Genomic DNA, 15,022 nt, shown 5'->3' on the forward strand with positions numbered 1-15,022 from the left:
CGATCGCGCTCCCGTCAGCGACCCGATCGAACGCTAAAGTCGAGGATTTGGATATGAAGAAGGTTTTGCTCGCTCTGACCGCGGTTGCTGCGATGACGGGTTCCGCGTCGGCTGCCGATCTGGCCGCCCGCCCCTACACCAAGGCTCCTGCCCCGATCGCAGTCGCTCCGAGCTGGACCGGCTTCTACATCTTCGGCGGTGGCGGCGGCGGCGTCTGGGACGCTGACACCGGTGTCCAGTCGACCGTCACGGGCGCGCCGATCCTCGGCTTCAACCAGCGCCAGGGCGGCGACGGCTGGTACGGAACCGTTGGCGCCGGCTATGACTGGCAGACCGCCAACAGCTGGGTCATCGGCGTGTTCGCCGACGGTCAATTCGGCAGCCTGAAGGGCACGATCCAGGACCAGGGTCCGTTCCTCGCCGGCAACATCAAGAACGACTACAGCTGGGCTGCCGGTGCGCGCCTCGGTTATCTGGTCGCTCCGAACGTTCTGTCCTACGTCAACGCCGGTTACTCCAGCTCGCACTGGAAGGGCACCACGCTGTTCAACACCGCGACCGCTCTTCCCTCGGGCCTGCACACCAACGGCTTCGATCGCAGCGGCTGGTTCGTCGGCGGCGGCGTCGAGAACAACCTGAACATCTTCGGCATCACCGCGCCGGGCTGGTTCATGAAGACCGAGTACCGTGCTGCCTACTACGACAGCAAGAACATCTCGGAACTCGCCGACGTCACCAACATCTCGAACGGCCGCGACATCACTTTCAAGCCGCTCGTCCAGACCATCAGCACCTCGCTGGTCTACCGCTTCAACTGGACCGGTCCGGTTGTTGCCAAATACTGAGCTGAGTACTGATCCTGCTGAGATAGCAGACGAAAAGCCCCGGCATTGCCCGGGGCTTTTTTGTTGCCCGAACGTCTTCCAGAACAAGCTCGCGCGCACCCCTCGCGGTGCAGGGCCGACCGGCCGCGCCCGATCTGGTCAGCGCTGCGGCGATCCGGCACTCTCGCGACCGGATTCAAACCACAGCGGACAACAACAATGAGAAACGGACAGTTTGATCTCTCCGGCCGGGTCGCGATCGTCACCGGCGGCAATGGCGGCATCGGGCTTGGCATGGCGCGCGGCCTGGCGGACGCCGGCGCGGCGGTTGCCGTGGTCGGCCGCAACGAGGCGAAATCGAAGGCTGCCGTCGAGGATCTCGGCCAGCGCGGCGTCAAGGCGATCGCGGTGACAACCGACGTGACCGACAAGACCGCCGTCGCGGCCATGGTCGAGCGGGTCATCGGCGAGCTCGGCCGGATCGACATCCTCGTCAACAACGCCGGCATGAGCATCCGCAAGCCGCCGCACGAGCTCGAGCTCGACGAGTGGAGCAAGGTGATCGACACCAACCTCACCAGCGCCTTCCTGTGCTCGAAGGCGGCCTATCCGGCGCTCAAGGCCTCGGGCCACGGCAAGATCATCAACATCGGCTCGATGATGTCGATCTTCGGCGCGAGCTTCGCTGCGGCCTATGCCGCAAGCAAGGGCGGCATCGTGCAGTACACCCGCGCCTGCGCCAACGCCTGGGCCCCCGACAACATCCAGGTCAACGCCATCCTTCCCGGCTGGATCGACACCGATCTGACGAAGGGCGCGCGCCAGCAGGTCGCCGGACTGCACGAGCGCGTGCTCGCACGCACGCCGGCGGCCCGCTGGGGAGCCATCGACGACTTCGCGGGCATCGCCGTGTTCCTGGCCTCGCCGGCGTCGGACTTCGTCACCGGCACCGCGATCCCCGTCGACGGCGGCTATTCGGTGATGGCCTGAAAACACAGGATCCATGAAATACAAGAGCCCCGGCGCTGGCCGGGGCTCCTGCATCCTGTTCGCCTCAGTGTCGTTCAGTAGCGCGCGATGACCGGCGCGTCGAACTTGTAGTTCATCCGCACCACCGCCCACTGGATATCGCGCGGCTTGGCATCGAACGTGTAGGTCCCCGCCGCGGTGCCGGCGAGCTGATAGGTCTGACGCTCGAAGGCGGCGTAGTTGTATTCGACGCCGATGGTCCAGTTGCGGGTGATGCCGTATTCCCAGCCGGCGCCGACCGTCCAGCCGCTGGCCCAATGGGTCTGGCTGCCGGAGCCGGTTGCCGGCGGAAGGTTGTCGACGACGGACAGGCGGTTGTTCACGCCGGCATAGCCGCCCTTGAAATAGAGCAGGTTGTTCTGGATCGCGTAGCCGGCACGACCGACGATCGTTGCCATGACGTTCGAGCGCCAGCTGAATTGATCGTCGCGGCCGACGCCGAACACCGTGTTGGCGACGCGGCCGGAATTGTCGAGCCCGGAGATCGTGCCCTCGACGCCGAACACGTAATTGTTGGCCTGCCAATTGTAGCCGATCTGACCGCCACCCATGAAGCCCGAGCCGCGCTGCCGAAAGCCCTGGCCGGGCGCGAGATCGCCGAACGCCGTCGTGTTCGCGCTGTTGACCCACTGCTCGTTGGTCCAGGCGCCCCCGACATGGCCGCCAATGTAGAAGCCGGACCAGCTGTAGAGCGTTTCCACATAGGCCGGCGCCTTGGTGTACGGACGGGCTGCAAGGTCGGCGGCCGACGCAGCACCGACGCCGAGCGCCGTGGTCACGATCAGCGCGGCAATGAATTTGGCATGAGACATGGCGGCATCCCCAGATTGTCTGATGGAGACGAGCTTTCCCAGAGAGACCCTTACCAAAAGCAAACCGCGGCAACCGGCCCTGCAGAATCCGTGTACGACGGTTTCGAATCATATCTGTCTGTTGCAATCACGCAACTTCTAGCGGCTCCCTTAAGGAGCTGTTATCCTTGATAAATTCCTTCCATGCGCGCGATGCCCGTCAGTGCGCCGCCGGCGAATGGACGTGCTCCGGCCGCACCCCGATCGCGACAAGACGCGCCGTCAGCCCTTGCAGCCACGGCATCGCGGTAATCAACCGCAACGCGAACGGTACCGGTTGATCGCCGCCCTTCAGCGCAGCGCTGATGATGTTGTTCTGCGCGATCACCTGCATGCGCTGCGTCACCCGGACCGGGAATTCGCGGCGCCGCCGCACGGCATCGAGCTCGTCCTCCGGCGGACAGCCAGCTGCGAGCTTGGCCGCCAGGATGTTGGCGGTCGCGACCGCGTCCTGCACCGCGAGGTTGACGCCGACGCCGCCGATCGGCGACATCGCGTGCGCGGCGTCGCCGATACAGAGCAGGCCGGGACGGGTCCAGCGCGTCAGGCGGTTGATCGCAACCGTAAGCAGCTTGACGTCGTCAAAACTCTTCACGTCGGCAATGCCGGCCTTGAGGATCGGCGCGAGCCGCAGCACATCGTCGAGCAGCGCCGGCAATCCCCTCGCCTTCACGGCCTCGTATTGTCCCTTGGCGATCACATAGGCGCATTGCCAATAGTCGCCGCGATCGAACGTCACCATCATCTTGCCGTCGTCGACGCGGGCGAACAGATTCTCGGTCTCGTCCCGACGCCGCCCGACGCGAAACCACAGCACGTCCATCGGCGCGCCGATCTCCTCGACGTCGAGGCCGGCATGCTCGCGCACGATCGAATGGCGGCCGTCGCAGCCGATCGTGAGATCAGCCTCGATCTCGATGGGGCCATCAGGCGTTTTCACGCGGACGCCTGCAACAGCGTCGCCGCGCCGGATCAGGTCGGTTGCCTCGGCGCTCATCAAAACCTGCAGCGAGGGGAAACGCTTGCCGCTCTCGCGCAGAAAGCTGAGGAAGTCCCACTGCGGCATCATCGCGATGAAAGGATATTTGACGCTGAGGCGGCTGAGGTCGGCGATCCGCACCGAGGTGCCGCCGAACATCCCTTCGAGCTTCTGGATGTCCTGGTGCGGCAGCTTCAGGAAGCCGTCGATCAGACCGAGCTCGTCCATCACCTGCAGGGTCGACGGATGCACCGTGTCGCCGCGGAAGTCGCGGAGGAAATCGGCGTGCTTCTCCAGCACCACGACATCGATCCCGGCGCGCCCGAGCAGATAGCCGAGCATCATGCCGGCCGGCCCGCCGCCGACGACGCAGCAGCGCACCTTCATCTGACGCGTCTTCGCCGTTGCCGGATTGCCTGCATCCATGATGCCGTCCTTATCGCTGCCTCGCCGACTGTAACGCAGACCGGATGACAAGGATGCTGTGCTATCGCCTGAACGTCTTGATTTCCGACACGCTGCCGTCGCGGTAGGTCAGCTCCACCGAAACCGACTTGGTCTGCGGCGCGAGCTTCAGATAGGGCTGCGCGTCGGACGGGATTGCGCTCGGATCGCGCGAATTGCAGGCCGGCATCTTCAACACCTTGTCCGGTACCGCGGTGTCGATGCCGATCCGCACCTCGCGGATCGCGCAGCGGTACGACATCAGGTGCGTGTAGTAGACGAGCAACCCGTTGAACTCGCGGAACGACAGCCAGCTCGTCGCGGTCATGTCGAGGATCTTGCGCTGGTCGCGGATCAGCGCAGCGTCGGGATCGAACTTGATCGGGAACGGCCCCTGCATCTCGCCCTGCGTATCGACATAGCGAAGCTCGATCGTGGCCGCCGGCGCATCGGCCGGCAGCTCGATCGATGGATTGGGCATCCGCTTGCGCGTGCGCGGGTCGAGCGTGTCCATGAAGCCGGTTTCGCGGAAATCGCCGCTATCGCCGATCCGCCAGGAGATGCCGAGCGTCGGATCAGCGATCGAGAACACGACGGTCCAGCCGCCATTGTGCCGCGAGAAGCTCGCGATCGGCGCATTGATGGAATCGTCCTTCGGCAGCTTCGGCACCGAGACCGGCGGCAGCGCGGCCACCTGCTGCGGCGGAGCCGACGGCTTGGCCGCCTCGGCCTGCCCCTTCGCGATCCCGTTCAGGAAGACGTCGTCGACCATCTGGTCGAAATAGACCGGGATCTGCTTGTGCTTCACGGTCTCGGCCATCTCGCTGACCAGGCGGCGCGTGCGCTGCGCGACCTGCACGAGGTTCTCGCCGGGCTGCAGCAACTCCCTGGCAAAGGTTCGCGTGAACACCGAATTGGGATTGGCGTCGTCGTTCGAGAGTCGGTCGAGCGCGGTCTGGCGCGGCCCCGCCGAAAACACCGAGAACACGCCTTCGGGCAACTGCGTCATCGGCGCGAGGCCACCGCCGCCGGCAACGGCGCGCGTGCCGGCGCGCTCGAACGGATTGTTGCGGCAGGCGTCGAACACCAGGATCGAGGTCCGCGCCTTCTTGTTCTGCAACCGCTCGATGATGCGGTCGGCGAGAACCGAAGCGTCGCGCACCAGTTCCTCCTGCCCTTCGGTGGCGGCCGGCACGTCGGTCGGCAGCAGGAAATTCTGGCCCGCGATCTCAAAGCCGTGACCGGCATAGAAGAAGAACGCGGTGTCGCCGGGTTCGACGGCGCGGTCGAAGGCGAGCAGCGTCTCGGAGAACGCCTGCCGGTTCAAATTCTCGGCCACCATGACGTTGAAACCGAGCTGCTTCAGCGTGTCGCCCATGGTGCGGGCGTCGTTGACCGCCTTCTGCAGCTTGGGCACGTTCCTGTAATCATTGTTGCCGATCACCAGCGCGACGCGCTTTTCAGCCTGGGCGGGCGCCGCCGATGCGACAAAGGCGACCGCCAACAGCGCCGCTGAAAGTCTCGAAAGCCAGCTCTTCATCCCAATTCCCGCCTGCACGACAAGTGCGCCGCTCGTGCGACCGCCTCCTAATAGTCGGATCAGCCGTTTGGCCGGTTCAAGGCCGACGCCGAATGGCCGTCGTGACCGCCCCCTTGGCGTCCCTCTTGGCCCCCATGAGGCGTCCCGCCCGTTCCAGGTCAAGTTTCTTTTTACGGCCCGCGTGATAGATTTCGGCTTCCATCCGGCGCGAGCTCTCCGCACGTCCCAAGGGCATTCCAGGGGCTTTTCCGTGTACACATGGTCCACTGAGCAAGTCGATCCCCGGGATCGCTTCGACTATTGGCGCGAGGTCCGCGCCAAGGGGTTGTTCGGCGTCACCGCAGAACTCGAACCCGAGCGCCGCCGCGACTTCTTCGGCGAGTTCTCGCTGCGCCAGCTCGGCGACGCCGGGCTGGTCGAGCTGCGTGCCTCGCCCTACCGCGTCGAGCGACGCGCCGGCGACATCGCGGACGCGCGCAGCGACAGCCTGTGCATCTACCAGCAGCTCGGCGGTGGCGGTTGGTTCGGCGGCGCGCGGCTCGATGAATTCGCGGTGCGCGACGGCATGTTCGCGACCAGCTATTCGGACCTGCCCTATCGCACCGTTCCGCTGCGCGATGATGGCTTCCATTTGCGCATCATCAAGATCCCGGTGACGAACATCGTCCCGCCGGGTGCCGAGCTCGGCGAACTGGTCCCGAGGCCCATGCAGGATGAGGCCGCGCTGCGGCCACTGCTGGAATCCTGCTTCCGCGACCTCGTCGAAGGCCATGACGCCACCCCGGCGGACGCGGCCCCGATGGTGCAGGCGCTCGCCCACATCGCGCTGATCGAGCGCGGCATCATGCGGCCAAAGAGTCGGCTCGCGCAGCAGGCCCTGCGAAGCGCCCATCTGTCGCTCGCCCGCCGCCTGATCAAGCGGCATCTCTCGAACGCGGCGTTGACGCCAACCCTGATTGCCGGCCTGCTCGGCATCTCGGTCCGTCACCTGCACATCCTGTTCGAGGAAACGGAGCAGACCTTCTCGGAGACCGTCACCGCGCTCCGGCTCGCGCAAAGCCGCCGCCTGCTCCGCGAGCAGCCGAGAAAGACGATCGCAGAGGTCGCCTTCGCCTGCGGCTTCGAGAGCCTTGCGACGTTCTATCGTCTGTTCAATGCATCCGAATCGATGACCCCAGGCGATTACCGGTCACGAGTGCCCTGAGCGCGGAAAGCGGCAATTCCGGCTGACCGGCTCAACCGCGGTCTTGCGGGTTGCTAAGGCGCCGCCATCCCGTAAGCCGGATTCGCGCCAGCCCGAGGGTCTGACGCCCGGCGAGTACCGGGTGAAAAACAGCGCGTGCGCCTGCTGGGAGGCTTTGCTATCAGACAGGGGCCAGTGATTCATTTGACCGCCAAATGACGGAAACGGCGGTTATTTTGGCGAAAACGTTAAGCTTTTTCGGCTATCGGCTGGTTCCAAGATTGACTTTACCGCTTTCGCCCCTATGTTGCGGGCAACGCGGCCCTCGGATCGAAACGCGATTCGTCAGGTTTGCCGTCCGTCAGCGTTAGCCAGAGCCCCCGAGCTTTATAGAAAAGCGAGCCGTTTCGGGGCCGAACGCGACAGCCTTTTACCTGCGATGCCGAACGGCGGTTTCGACCAGAGGCTCAATGTCTTTTTCCAATCTAGGCCTGTCCGATAAGGTCCTCGCCGCAGTTGCGGCCACCGGTTACACCACCCCCACTCCCATCCAGGAACAGGCAATCCCGCACGTCCTCGCCCGGCGCGACGTCCTCGGCATTGCCCAGACCGGCACCGGCAAGACCGCTGCCTTCGTTCTCCCGATGCTCACCCTCCTCGAGAAGGGCCGCGCGCGGGCACGCATGCCGCGCACCCTGATCCTCGAGCCGACCCGCGAGCTTGCCGCGCAGGTGAAGGAGCAGTTCGACAAATACGGCGCCGGTCAGAAATTGAACGTGGCGCTGCTGATCGGCGGCGTCTCGTTCGGCGACCAGGACTCCAAGCTGATGCGCGGCGTCGACGTTCTGATCGCAACGCCCGGCCGCCTGCTCGACCACACCGAGCGCGGCGGATTGCTGCTCACCGGCGTCGAGCTGCTGGTGATCGATGAAGCCGACCGCATGCTCGACATGGGCTTCATTCCCGACATCGAACGCATCTGCAAGCTCGTCCCGTTCACGCGGCAGACCCTGTTCTTCACCGCGACGATGCCCCCGGAGATCAGCCGCATCACCGAGGCCTTCCTGCACAATCCTGCGCGGATCGAAGTCTCCAAACCCGCGACCACCGCCGTCACCGTCACGCAATTGCAGGTCCCGGCCGGTCGCGAGGCACATGACAAGCGCGAGATCCTCCGCCGCCTGCTGCGCGACGCCAAGGATCTCAACAACGCAATTATCTTCTGCAACCGCAAGCGCGAAGTCGCCGTCCTTCACAAATCACTCCAGAAGCACGGCTTCAGTGTCGGCGCCCTCCACGGCGACATGGATCAGTCCGCCCGCACCGCGGCGCTGGATCAATTCCGCAAGGGCGAGATTCCGTTGCTCGTCGCCTCCGACGTCGCTGCCCGTGGCCTCGACATTCCCGCGGTGAGCCACGTCTTCAATTTCGACGTGCCGCACCACCCCGACGATTACGTCCACCGTATCGGTCGCACCGGCCGCGCCGGACGCACCGGTACCGCGATCTCGATCGTCACCTCGCTCGACAGCAAGTCGATGACGGCGATCGAGAAGCTGATCGGCCAGGCGATCCCGCGCGCCGAGGGCGACTTCACCGTTCACAGCGAAGCCTCGGACGACGACGCCGCGCCGCGCCGCGCGCGCGGCCGCGAAGGTTCGCGCGACGGTGCCCGTGGCGGCCGCAAGCCGCGACGTGAACGCGAGCCGCGTCACGGTGAACGCGAAGCGCGTCAGGGTGAACGCGAGCCGCGTCAGGACCAGGAGCCCCGCCAGGAGCGTGCAGCCAAGCCGGAGCGCGAACCGCGCCACGGCCGCGGCACCTCTCCCCGGGCCACCCCGTCGCACGTGCCGTCGATCGGGCGTGCCGAGCCATCGCGGCCGCAGCGCGAGGTGGACCATGAGCCCGCCGATCATTCGCACCTGCCCGCCTTCCTGCTGCGGCCTGTGCGCGCACGCGCCTAAGGCCGGCTCCGATGCCGCCGCACCAGCGGCGGTTTTCCCGGTCGCCGCAGGCGACGGACGCACACGCTGATCCCTCGCGTTTGAAGCAAATGCGCGCAGTTTTCGCGGCGCACTGGCGAGCAAGGGAAGCTTGCGAAAGCCGGGCCCGACCACGCCGGAATCGAGCTCGTATGACATTAGTCGCGGTGAAATCCCCGTAGTTCCACTGTTTACCTTGCCTTCATTCTCGTCCCGTACCTTCGCGCCAATTAATTTAGTCATTGCTGCCGGGCATGATCGGCATTGCGTGCATTGAGGACGTAACAGTGGTCAAGCTGCTGGACGAACACGAACGTACGTTGGCCTTTGCCGAAGTCGCGCTTGGTCAGATCCGCTCGCTCCGCCAGACCGCCGTGCCGCGCAACTACGAAATCTGGTACGTCTACGCGACCGGATACAACGCACCGCTCAACAAGGTCATCAACGAGACGCTGGCGCGCAGCGGCAAGCTCTCTGAATCCGATCTCGAGCAGATCTACGAAACCTACCTTTCGCACATCAAGACATCGGACCGCATCGACAAGGTCGGAGCGCGCGTCATCGGCGAGATCGACGCCGTCATGCGGCTGATCACCGACGCGCTCGGCGTGTCCGCGACTTACGACGCGAGCCTCGTCGGCGCCAGCGACCGCCTCTCGACCGCGACCACGCGCGACCAGATCAAGACCATCGTCGAGGGGCTGGCCAAATCGACGCGCGAGATGCGCGAGACCAATCAGGCATTGGAGAACCGGCTCGCGCTGTCGATGTCGGAGATCAGCGACCTGCAACACAGCCTTGAGGCGATCCGCGCCGAGAGCCTGACCGATCCGCTCACCGGCCTCGGCAACCGGAAATATTTCGACCGCTCGATCGACATGGCGGTGCAGACTGCGCTCGCCAGCGGCGAGCCGCTGTCGCTGCTGATGTTCGACATCGATCACTTCAAGTCGTTCAACGATTCCTACGGCCATCTCACCGGCGACCAGGTGCTGCGGCTGGTGGCGCAGTCGCTGAAGCAGACCATCAAGGGCCAGGATATCACCGCCCGCTATGGCGGCGAGGAATTTGCGGTGGTGCTGCCGAACACTGCGCTGCGCCAGGCGCTGACGGTCGCCGACCACATCCGCCGTGCCGTGATGGCCAAGGAACTGAAGAAGAAGTCGACCGGCGAGATCCTCGGCCGTGTCACGATCTCGGTCGGCGTCTCCATACTGAAGCCTGCCGACGACACGGATTCCCTGATCGAGCGCGCCGACGCCTGCCTCTATGCCGCCAAGCGCGCCGGCCGCAACCGCGTGATCTGCGAAGCCGACCCGGAATACAGCGCCGAGACCCAGACCCGGGTGGCGTGACCTCTCAACGCGCCTTGAGACGCGCGCAGCGCTGCTCAGGATGGTTTCCGTTTCACGCGCTTCTTCGGAACTGAGGACGGTTTTGCGTTCGGCCTCCGCGCCGCTGTCTTCTTTCCCGCAACTTTCTTTGCAGGCTCCTTCGCCGTCCGCGCAGCCGCCCGTTTCCTCGGACGCTTGCGCAGCGCGGCGCGCTGGGCGGCGCCGAGGGCGGAACGCGCCCAGACCGCAAGCTCCTCGGCATCATCGAACAGCCGCGCCGGCAGTTGCCAGTACGAGTTCACCGTCACCGTCTTGGCGCGGGTCTGGTACTGGAACGGTCCGCAGCCTTCGGCCTCGAATTGCGGGATCGTCTCCTCGTCGGCGCGGAAGTAGAGCCCGGCGCGTAAAGCCAGCGCAAAGTTGGTGCCGTCAGCGGAGATGCCGTAGCCGGAGAACATCCGGCGCAGCGTGACCGGGCCGAAATCGGCGAACAGGTCGGTCAGGAATTCGCGGTCCATGCTCCCACCATTGTTCCAGCGCGGCCGAACGCGCCAGCCGCAGCCTGTTGGCAACGCAGTATGGTCGACGACGGCGTCAACACGCAACGATGGAGGGTATCGGATCCAAGGCGCGAGCACGATTGCGCGCTCGCTCGCGAGGGCACAGCAGCGATCAGACCGTCGCCGGCTTGAGCTGCACCGATTCGCCGCAGCCGCAGGCGGAGACCTGGTTCGGGTTGTTGAACACGAACTGGGCCTGCATCCGGTCGGCCACGTAGTCCATCTCGGTGCCGAGCAGGAACAGCACGGCCTTCGGATCGACCAGGATCTTCACGCCCTTGTCCTCGACCACTTCGTCGGTCGGGCGGATCTCGTGGGCGTATTCGACGGTGTAGGATTGTCCGGCGCAGCCGCCATTCTTGATGCCGACCCGCAGGCCGACGATCTCGGAATCGGCGCGCTTGGTCAGCTCGGTGATCCGCTCCGCCGCGGCATCGGTCAGTCTCATGACCTGCGGGCGCGGCCGCTTCGGCTTGGCTGGGGTCGGTGGGGCTTGTGTCATGTCACTCATGTGGTCAGTCCCAGCGGCAAATCAATTGCCGATCTTTCTCGAGCCTAAGTCCAATCCCCTAACGCATCACCACATATTGAGGACGAGGCGCGCCTCGTCCGACATCCGGTCCGGCGTCCAGGCCGGATCCCACACCAGGTTGACGCTGACGACGCCGACGCCGGGGACGCTGGCAACCGCGTTCTCGACCATCTGCGGCAACTCGCCGGCGGCCGGGCAGTTCGGGGTGGTCAGCGTCATCAGGATGTCGACCGAGCGGTCATCCTTGAGATCGACCTTGTAGATCAGGCCAAGCTCGTAGATGTCGGCCGGGATTTCCGGGTCGAACACCGTCTTCAGCGCCGCGACGATCTCGCCGCTCATGCGCTCAGTCTCCTCCGCGGGCAGCGCCGAGGTGGTTTCCATGGTGGCCGTCTTGACTTCGGCTGTATCGGTCATGCGAACAATTCCCGCGCCTTGATCAGCGCTTGCGCCAGATGGTCGACTTCTTCCCTTGTATTATACATCCCGAAGGATGCGCGGCAGGTGGCCGTGACGTTGAACCGCTCTAAAAGCGGCATCACGCAATGGGTGCCGGCACGCACCGCAATGCCCTGCCGGTCGATCACGGTCGCGACATCGTGGGGATGCGCGCCCTTCATCTCGAACGAGATCACCGGGCCCTTGTTGCGGGCGGTTCCGATCACGCGCAGCGAGTTGATCTCGCGCAAACGGTCCTGCGCGTAGGTCAGTAGCTCGTGCTCATGCGCGGCGATGCGCTCCTTGCCGATCGAATTGACGTAGTCGATCGCAGCACCGAGCCCGATCGCCTCGACGATCGGCGGCGTCCCGGCCTCGAACTTGTGCGGCGGATCGCCATAGGTGACCCAGTCCTTGGCCACTTCACGGATCATCTCGCCGCCGCCGTTGAACGGCCGCATCGCCACCAGATGCTCGTGCTTGGCATAGAGCGCGCCGATGCCGGTCGGCCCGTACACCTTGTGGCCGGTGAAGGCGTAGAAATCGCAATCGAGGTCCTGGACGTCGACCGGCAGATGCACCGCGCCCTGAGCGCCATCGACCAGCACCGGAATGCCGCGGGCGTGAGCGAGCCGGACCACTTCCTTGACCGGAACCAGGGTTCCAAGCGCGTTCGACATCTGGGTGATCGCGACGATCTTGGTGCGCGGGCTCAGGAGCTTCTCGAACTCCTCGATCAGGAAGTTGCCTTCGTCGTCGACCGGCGCCCACTTGATCACGGCACCATGACGCTCCCGGAGGAAGTGCCACGGCACGATGTTGGAGTGGTGCTCCATGATCGAGAGGACGATCTCGTCGCCCTCCCCAATGTTCACCCCGCCCCAGGAGGATGCCACCAGGTTGATCGCCTCGGTGACGTTGCGGGTGAAGACGATCTCTTCATTGCGACGGGCGTTGATGAACTGGGCGACCTTGCCGCGGGCGCCCTCATAGGCCTCCGTCGCGGCATTGGCGAGGTAATGCAGGCCGCGATGTACGTTGGCGTATTCGCTCTTGTAGGCCTCGGTCATGCGGTCGAGCACCGCATTCGGCTTCTGCGCCGACGCCGCGTTGTCGAGATAGACCAGCGGCTTGCCGTAAATCTGCATGGCGAGCGCCGGGAAATCCTGCCGCACCAGAGCGACGTCGTAAGAACCGTTGGCGACCGCCTTGTGCATGCTCACGCCCTCGCCTGAAGCCAGCGCTGCGCGGTGGCAATTGCGACCTCGCGCAACGCGTCGCTGGCAATCGTCTCGATCGCCTCGCCGACGAAGGCCTGGATCAGCAGCGCCTGCGCTTCCTTCTCCGGCAATCCGCGGGCGCGCATGTAGAACAGCAGGCTCTCGTCGAGCGCACCGGTGGTCGCACCGTGACCGCAGGTGACGTCGTCGGCGAAGATCTCGAGCTCCGGCTTGTTGTCGGCTTCCGCGTCGTCGGACAGCAGCAGCGCCCGGGTCATCATCTTGGCGTCGGTCTTCTGGGCGTCGGGACGGACGATGATGCGGCCCTGGAACACGGAATGGGCGCGGTCGTCGACGACGGCACGGAAGATCTCACGGCTCGCGCAGTGCGGCACCGCGTGATCCATGAACAGCGTGGTGTCGGCGTGCTGCTTGCCGTTGATCAGATTGACGCCGTTGGTCTCGACATTGGAGCCTTCGCCGGCGCAGGTGACCGTCAGCTGATAGCGGCTGACATGACCGCCCGAGGTCAGACCAAACGTGTTGAAATGGGCGTGCGCGCCGAGCGTTACGGTCGCCGAGGAAATGTTGAAGGCATCGACGCCGTCTTCGACCAGACGCACATGATCGAGCCGCGCATTGTCGCCGATCGCGACAATCAGCCCATCATGGGTCTGGTAGGCCTTGGCGCCCTCGCCGGCGAGACAGCTCTCAACCAGCGTCACGCCGGTATCGCGGCCGAGCCGCAGCAGTGAGCGCGTGAACATCGCGGCAGGTGTCGCGCCAGAGGCGACGTGCACGATGTGCAGCGGCTGGGCCAGCACCGTCCCATTGGCGACGTCGATGACGACGCCATCGGTCGCCATCGCGCCGTTCAGCGCAATCATCGGATTGGACGTGTCTGACGCAAAGGCCTGGGCGGAAAGCGCGTCCTCGCCGGCGTCGAGCACCTCGCGCAGCGGGCGGATGCTCAGCCCCTTTTCGAGATTGCCGAGGTCGGAGAGGTCGGGCGCGAACGCGCCATCGACCAGCACCAAACGGCGCACGCCGTCGATCGCCCGCAGCTTGACCGCATCAGCGGCGCGCTTCAGTGCCGCTGCATCCGGCGCAGGGGCCAGCGGCAGCACCTCGCGCATCAGCGCGCGCAGGTCAGTGTATTTCCAATCCTCGATGCGGCGATGCGGCAGGCCTGATCGTTCATAGGCCTCGAACGCCTCGCGGCGCTGATCGGCGATCTTGCCCTTGCCCGGCAGACGGTCGCGCGCGACGGCGAACACATCGCCCAGGGCGCGCCCGGTCTCGGTCTTTGCAACAACGTTCATCTGAGAACCCGCATTTGTCAGGCAGCGTCTTCGAACTGCGCGTAACCGGACTCTTCCAGCTCCAGCGCCAGTTCCTTGCCGCCGCTCTTCACCACCCGGCCCTTCGACATCACGTGCACGAAATCGGGCACGATGTAGTTGAGCAGCCGCTGATAGTGGGTGATGACGACCATCGCGCGCTCCGGCGAGCGCAGTGCATTGACGCCGTCGGCGGCGATCCGCAGCGCGTCGATGTCGAGGCCGGAATCCATTTCGTCGAGGATGCAGACGGCCGGCTCGAACAGCGCCATCTGCAGAATCTCGTTGCGCTTCTTCTCGCCGCCGGAGAAGCCGACATTGACGCCGCGCTTCAGCATGTCCTGCGGGATGTTCAACGACTTCGCCACTTCGCGGACCTTCTTGAGGAAGGCCGGCGACGAAATCTCCTCCTCGCCGCGCGCCTTGCGCTGGGCGTTGAGCGCCGCATGCAGGAAATTCCAGGTGGTCACGCCGGGGATTTCCACCGGATACTGGAACGCCAGGAATACGCCCCTGGCGGCGCGCTCATTGGGCGCCATCTCCAGCAGGTCCTCGCCCCTGAACAGGATTTGGCCGCCGGTGACTTCATAGCCCGGCTTGCCGGCGATGACGTGCGAGAGCGTCGACTTGCCGGAGCCATTCGGCCCCATGATCGCGTGCACCTCGCCCGGGTTCACCGTGAGCGACAGCCCATGGAGGATCTCGCGCTCCTCGACACGAACCAGCAGATCTTTCACTTCAAGCAGAGACATCTGATTTTTCCTGA

At 65.0% G+C, this 15,022-nt stretch carries 14 protein-coding genes; 5 read left to right on the forward strand and 9 right to left on the reverse strand.

Annotated elements, in window-relative coordinates:
- Window positions 1-53 precede the first annotated feature (53 nt).
- Complete coding sequence (locus AC066Y_RS16180; RefSeq protein ID WP_478274749.1) at window positions 54-845, forward strand: outer membrane protein; 792 nt, start codon at window positions 54-56, stop codon at window positions 843-845.
- A gap of 198 nt (window positions 846-1,043) precedes the next feature.
- Window positions 1,044-1,814, forward strand: a complete 771-nt coding sequence (locus AC066Y_RS16185) for a glucose 1-dehydrogenase (protein WP_478274750.1) — start codon at window positions 1,044-1,046, stop codon at window positions 1,812-1,814.
- Window positions 1,815-1,888: 74 nt separating this feature from the next.
- Here AC066Y_RS16185 and AC066Y_RS16190 read toward each other — a convergent pair whose 3' ends face one another.
- From AC066Y_RS16190 to AC066Y_RS16200, 3 genes are all read right to left on the reverse strand, one after another.
- On the reverse strand, window positions 1,889-2,665 hold the full coding sequence (locus AC066Y_RS16190) for an outer membrane protein (RefSeq protein ID WP_478274751.1): 777 nt from the start codon (window positions 2,663-2,665) through the stop codon (window positions 1,889-1,891).
- A gap of 199 nt (window positions 2,666-2,864) precedes the next feature.
- On the reverse strand, window positions 2,865-4,109 hold the full coding sequence (locus tag AC066Y_RS16195) for an FAD-dependent oxidoreductase (RefSeq protein WP_478274752.1): 1,245 nt from the start codon (window positions 4,107-4,109) through the stop codon (window positions 2,865-2,867).
- 61 nt (window positions 4,110-4,170) lie between these two features.
- Entirely contained in the window at window positions 4,171-5,667 is a 1,497-nt protein-coding gene (locus tag AC066Y_RS16200) for a caspase family protein (RefSeq protein WP_342711124.1), read from the reverse strand.
- A gap of 250 nt (window positions 5,668-5,917) precedes the next feature.
- On the opposite strand from AC066Y_RS16200, the gene AC066Y_RS16205 reads away from it, so the two are divergent.
- From AC066Y_RS16205 to AC066Y_RS16215, 3 genes are all read left to right on the forward strand, one after another.
- On the forward strand, window positions 5,918-6,871 hold the full coding sequence (locus AC066Y_RS16205; protein ID WP_478274753.1) for a helix-turn-helix transcriptional regulator: 954 nt from the start codon (window positions 5,918-5,920) through the stop codon (window positions 6,869-6,871).
- Between the two features lie 449 nt (window positions 6,872-7,320).
- The gene (locus AC066Y_RS16210; RefSeq protein ID WP_478274754.1) at window positions 7,321-8,814 is read left to right on the forward strand and encodes a DEAD/DEAH box helicase; all 1,494 of its coding nucleotides are present in this window, start codon (window positions 7,321-7,323) and stop codon (window positions 8,812-8,814) included.
- Window positions 8,815-9,119: 305 nt separating this feature from the next.
- Window positions 9,120-10,187 (forward strand): GGDEF domain-containing protein, encoded by a 1,068-nt coding sequence (locus AC066Y_RS16215; protein WP_478274755.1) that lies wholly within the window; start codon window positions 9,120-9,122, stop codon window positions 10,185-10,187.
- 35 nt (window positions 10,188-10,222) lie between these two features.
- Here the strand turns inward: AC066Y_RS16215 and AC066Y_RS16220 are convergent, their stop codons facing one another.
- The 6 genes from AC066Y_RS16220 to sufC all read right to left on the reverse strand — a co-directional run bounded on the left by AC066Y_RS16220 (window position 10,223) and on the right by sufC (window position 15,008).
- Window positions 10,223-10,684, reverse strand: coding sequence for a TfoX/Sxy family protein (locus AC066Y_RS16220; RefSeq protein ID WP_478274756.1), 462 nt, complete (start codon window positions 10,682-10,684; stop codon window positions 10,223-10,225).
- Between the two features lie 154 nt (window positions 10,685-10,838).
- A complete protein-coding gene (locus AC066Y_RS16225) occupies window positions 10,839-11,237 on the reverse strand; it encodes a HesB/IscA family protein (RefSeq protein WP_478274757.1) in 399 nt (132 codons plus the stop codon).
- 66 nt (window positions 11,238-11,303) lie between these two features.
- Window positions 11,304-11,675: an SUF system Fe-S cluster assembly protein gene (locus AC066Y_RS16230; protein WP_092113809.1), complete on the reverse strand. Its 372-nt coding sequence runs from the start codon at window positions 11,673-11,675 to the stop codon at window positions 11,304-11,306.
- Window positions 11,672-12,919, reverse strand: a complete 1,248-nt coding sequence (locus AC066Y_RS16235; protein WP_478274758.1) for a cysteine desulfurase — start codon at window positions 12,917-12,919, stop codon at window positions 11,672-11,674. Before AC066Y_RS16235 ends, AC066Y_RS16230 begins: the two co-directional genes overlap by 4 nt.
- Entirely contained in the window at window positions 12,916-14,238 is a 1,323-nt protein-coding gene (sufD, locus tag AC066Y_RS16240) for a Fe-S cluster assembly protein SufD (RefSeq protein ID WP_478274759.1), read from the reverse strand. The genes AC066Y_RS16235 and sufD overlap by 4 nt, the downstream gene beginning before the upstream one ends.
- Window positions 14,239-14,255: 17 nt before the next feature.
- Window positions 14,256-15,008, reverse strand: a complete 753-nt coding sequence (sufC, locus tag AC066Y_RS16245) for a Fe-S cluster assembly ATPase SufC (RefSeq protein ID WP_478274760.1) — start codon at window positions 15,006-15,008, stop codon at window positions 14,256-14,258.
- Between the last annotated feature and the right edge of the window lie 14 nt (window positions 15,009-15,022).

The organism is Bradyrhizobium sp. USDA3010 (genome assembly GCF_056429065.1).